Genomic DNA, 4,378 nt, shown 5'->3' on the forward strand with positions numbered 1-4,378 from the left:
ACGCCGACAAGTACCTCGCCAGCTACGCGAGCGACTTCCAGCCCGCCAAGGGCAGCAGCCACAAGGCCTGGGAAGAAGAGCGCCGCAAGCGCATCGGCAACAAGTCGAGCATCAGCGTGAAGGTCGACAACCTGGTGGTCAGCATCAACGGCAACACGGCCACCGCGAAGTTCAAGCAGAGCTACGCCGCCGACAAGATCAAGGAGAGCGGCCGCAAGACGCTCGAGCTGCAGCGCGTCGATGGCCGCTGGCTGATCCGCAAGGAAAGCGCGGGCGGCTGAACGCCGTCGCAGGTCACCGGCGTTCGACGAGACGGCGCGCGCTCGCAGCGCCGCGCCGCGTCGGTCGCACGTCCCAGGTCGAATTGATCCGCTAAATACGGAGCATCCAAAGAATAGATTTTGCGGATGCCCACCGCGAATCGATCATCGCTGCCACAAGAGCGCGGCGATTCCCTTGCCGCGCCGTCGCAGGGAGACAAGCATGCAATGGGATGTGATCGTGGCGGGCGGTGGGCCATCGGGCCTGACACTGGCGGCCGAACTGGCGGGTTCGGGCGCGCGGACCCTGGTGTTGGAGCGGCGCCAGGGCGGCGTTCAATCGCGAGCCGGCACCGTGCTGCCGCGCCTGCTCGAACTCTTCGATGCACGCGGCATCGCCGAGCGCTTCATCGAACGAACGCGCGAGATCGCGGCCTATCCCTTCCGTCCCACGCACATCTGGGCCGGCTTCACGCCGATCGAGTGGCGCCATCTCGAAACGCGCTTCGGCTTCACGCTGGGCCTGCCGCAGAACCACACCGAGGACATCCTGCGCCAATGGGCCGGCGACAGCGGCGCCGAGATCCGGCACGGCACCGCGCTCCAGGCATTTCGCGAGGACGGAGACGGCGTGCAGGTGGAGGCGCTCGATGCATCGGGAGAGAGCCACACGCTGCGGGCACGCTACCTGATCGGCGCCGACGGCGGCCGCAGCACCGTGCGCGAACGCGGCGGCTTCGCGTTCGAAGGCCACGCGGGCACCTTCCGGGGCATCGCCGTCGATGCCGAACTCGAAGCGCCCTGGCCCGGCGGGCGCATCGACATCGACAACCACATGGGCTGGGTGCGCGGCTACGTGTTCGGCGCGGGCATCACGCGCTTCAACATCGTGCACCGCGACCGCCGCCATGCGCCCAGGGACGAGCCCGTGACCGTGGACGAAGTGCGGCAATGCATCCGCGACGTGCACGGCACCGACTACGGCATCGAGCGGCTGCGCTGGGCCTCGCGCTTCGATGACCAGATGCGTGCCGTCCCGTGCCTGCGCCGGGGTCGCGTGTTCCTGGTCGGCGAGTCGGCGCGCGTGCACTATCCGGCCAGCGGCGTCGGCATGAACTTCTGCCTGCAGGATGCCTTCAACCTCGGCTGGAAGATGGCGAACGTGATCCAGGGCATCGCGCCCGAATCCACGCTCGACAGCTACCACGCCGAGCGCTATCCGGTCATGCAGGCGCTGCTGGCCAGCGTCGAGGCGCAATGCGCGCTGCAGTTCAACTTCTCGCCGGAAGGCGTGGCCCTCAAGCGCCGCTTCGCGCAACGCCTGCTGCCCCTGCCCGAGGTACAGCGCCAGCTGGTGCGCGAGCTGTGCGGGCTCGAGAACCCCTATGACACCGGACCGGGCAGCCATGCGCTGGCCGGCCGATGCCTGCCCGACTTCGACGTGATCACGCTCGACGGCCGTTCGCGACGGGTCGCGCAGATGCTGCGCAACAGGCGCTTCGTGCTGCTCGACCTCGAGGGCTACAGCGGCCAGTTCGCGCAGCTCGATCTCACGGGCCTGCCGGTCGACCTGGTACCGGCGCGCCTGGGCCGTCCCCCCGCATCGATGACCGGCGTGAAGGCCTTGCTGATACGCCCCGACGCCTACGTGGACTGGGCCAGCGACGAACTCGCGGGCACCGTGCAGCTCGAGGCACGGCTCGCCCGCTGGTTCGGGCGCTAGGCCTTCCCGCATTCCGACGAACGAGTCTTCGCAGCGCCGCACGACGGGCTGCGCGAAGGGCTCGCGACCTCCTCTTCCGCAAAGACCCCACGATCCATGACACGCCTTGCCTGCCCTCCTGCGCTCGCGGCCCTGCTGCTGGCCGCGCTCGCCGCCGACAGCGCCGCCCAGTCCTCGGCCACCCTCTACGGCACCATCGACCTCGGCATTCGCAGCGTGCACAACGGCGGCCTGGGCTCGAAGACCACGCTGTCCAGCGGCGGCTACCGCATCAGCCGCCTGGGCCTGCGCGGCAGCGAGGAACTGGGCGCGGGCTGGCAGGCCGGCTTCCGCCTCGAGGCGCTGATCAACGCCGACACCGGCAAACTCGGCTCGCCCACGCTGGCCGAGCATTTCTGGAACCGCCATTCCTACCTCGAGATCGGCAGCAGCGCGCATGGCCGGCTGCGCCTGGGCTACGACAACACGCCCACCCACCGCCTCTGGCTCGACAACGAGCCGTGGCTGATCGGCATCGGCAGCTCGAGCAACCTGTTCGACACGCCGCAGAACGGCCCCTGGCGCGAGGTGTTCGGCCCGGTCTCGCGCTTCGAGACCACCATGTACTACGCACGCAACATGCTGCAGTACCTGAGCCCCCGCTTCGGCGGTTTCTCCGGCGAACTGGCCTACGCCTTGCGCGAGGGCGATGTCTCGGCCAGCGGCGCGGCCGGCATGCGGCAGTACCGGCTGAGCTACGACGACGGCCCCTTGGCCGCGGGCTTCTCGCAATCCCGTTCCGAGGCGCAGGTGGTGGCCGGCGGGCCCGCGCGGCGCTTGACCGACAGCGTGGCCTCGGTGTCCTACGACCTCGACGGTGCCAGGCTCGCGCTGTCGTGGCGGCAGTTCCGCGCAGCCGGCAGCAAGGAGTCGGTCGTCCGGTTCACGGCCATCCTGCCGATGCCGCACGGCTACCTCAATGCCTCGTATGCGCGCAGCCGCCAGGCGGGCCGCATCGATGCCCATCCCGCCCCCGGCACCCGCGCCGGCCCCATCGACGGCAACGGCAGCACGCAGCTCGCGCTCGGCTACGTGTACCCGTTGTCGCGGCGCACCTCGCTCTACGCCAACGTCGCGCGCCTGTCGAACCGCGGCGCCTCGTTCCTGGCACTGCCCGGCGGGCCGCCCACCACCGCGGGCAACTTCGCCGGCGGCCGCTCCACCGGCTTCGACGCGGGCATCACGCACGCGTTCTGACATCGCCTCCTTCCCACCGAGACAACAGCCATGACACTGACTCCCCTCCCTCCGGTCCACCGCGTGGTCACCGGCCACGATGCCACCGGCAAGGCCATCGTCGCCATCGACGGACCGCTTCCCACCGTGGTCGAGCTCGCGGCCATTCCGGGCACCGTGTTCCACGAGCTCTGGCATACGAGCGCGAGCCCCGCGCCGCTCGACAACGGCGCGGACCCGACACCGGGCCCGTTGACGCTGGCGCCCGCGCCGCGCGGCACCCGCCTGCGCTTCGTCGACATGCCGCCCGACACGCCCGAGTTCCTCGCGCAGGGCGCGCAACGCATGAAGGAACTGTTCGCGCGCACCGGCAACGACGCCCACTCCACCGCGCGGGCCGGCTCGCCGCATCCGCTGATGCACCGCACCGCCTCGCTCGACTACGGCATCGTGATGGAGGGCGAGATCACGCTGGTGCTCGACGACTCGGAAGTGAAGCTGGCCGCGGGCAGCGTGGTGGTACAGCGCGGCACCAACCACGCGTGGGCCAATCGCTCGCAGCGGCCCTGCCGCATGCTGTTCGTGCTGATCGACGGCGCGCTCGATCCCGGCATCGCCGCGACCTTGGCCACGGCCGCGCCGGACGGAGACCGCGATGCGCGCTGACAACGCCGAACTCGCGCGCCACTGGCGCCTGCTGCTGGGCTCGACGCTGGGCATCTGCGTCAGCTCGTCGGCCCTGTTCTATTACACGAGCTCGGTCTTCTTCGCCGAGCTGAACCATGCGCTGGGCTGGTCGCGCAGCGAACTGGCGCTGGCCAACGTCGTGCACACCGCGGCCATCGCGCTGCTGTCCCCGTTCGCGGGCCGGTTCATGGACCGGCACGGCATCCGCGCACCGATCGTGTTCTCGCTGTGCGCGCAGACGGCCTGCTATGCCGCGATCGCGCTGCTGCCGGCCACGCTGCCGCTGTTCCTGAGCCTGCAGGCCCTGCTGTCGCTGCTCGGCGTGGCCGCGACGCCGGTGGGCTACTCGCGCGCCATCAGCGCGCGCTTCGATGCCAAGCGCGGCCTCGCGCTCGGGCTGGCCATGAGCGGCCTCGGCGTGGTGGCGATCCTCGCGCCGCTCGTGCTGCCGCGGATCGTGGAAGCGGTGGGCTGGCGCGGCGGCTACCTCTCG

At 70.3% G+C, this 4,378-nt stretch carries 5 protein-coding genes; all 5 read left to right on the forward strand.

The window, feature by feature from the left end; genetic code table 11:
* Positions 1–281 (forward strand): L,D-transpeptidase Cds6 family protein (locus tag AC27VN_RS34130; RefSeq protein WP_490879447.1); only part of this gene is annotated, 281 nt, incomplete at its 5' end.
* A gap of 202 nt (positions 282–483) precedes the next feature.
* Complete coding sequence (locus tag AC27VN_RS34135; protein ID WP_490879448.1) at positions 484–1,983, forward strand: FAD-dependent monooxygenase; 1,500 nt, start codon at positions 484–486, stop codon at positions 1,981–1,983.
* Between the two features lie 96 nt (positions 1,984–2,079).
* Entirely contained in the window at positions 2,080–3,219 is a 1,140-nt protein-coding gene (locus tag AC27VN_RS34140; RefSeq protein WP_490879449.1) for a porin, read from the forward strand.
* 30 nt (positions 3,220–3,249) lie between these two features.
* On the forward strand, positions 3,250–3,864 hold the full coding sequence (locus AC27VN_RS34145) for a cupin domain-containing protein (RefSeq protein WP_490879450.1): 615 nt from the start codon (positions 3,250–3,252) through the stop codon (positions 3,862–3,864).
* Positions 3,854–4,378, forward strand: a 525-nt coding sequence (locus AC27VN_RS34150) for an MFS transporter (RefSeq protein WP_490879451.1), incomplete at its 3' end; no start/stop codon positions are given. The genes AC27VN_RS34145 and AC27VN_RS34150, both read left to right, overlap by 11 nt.

Source organism: Variovorax sp. 20P10.2.4, from assembly GCF_058244205.1.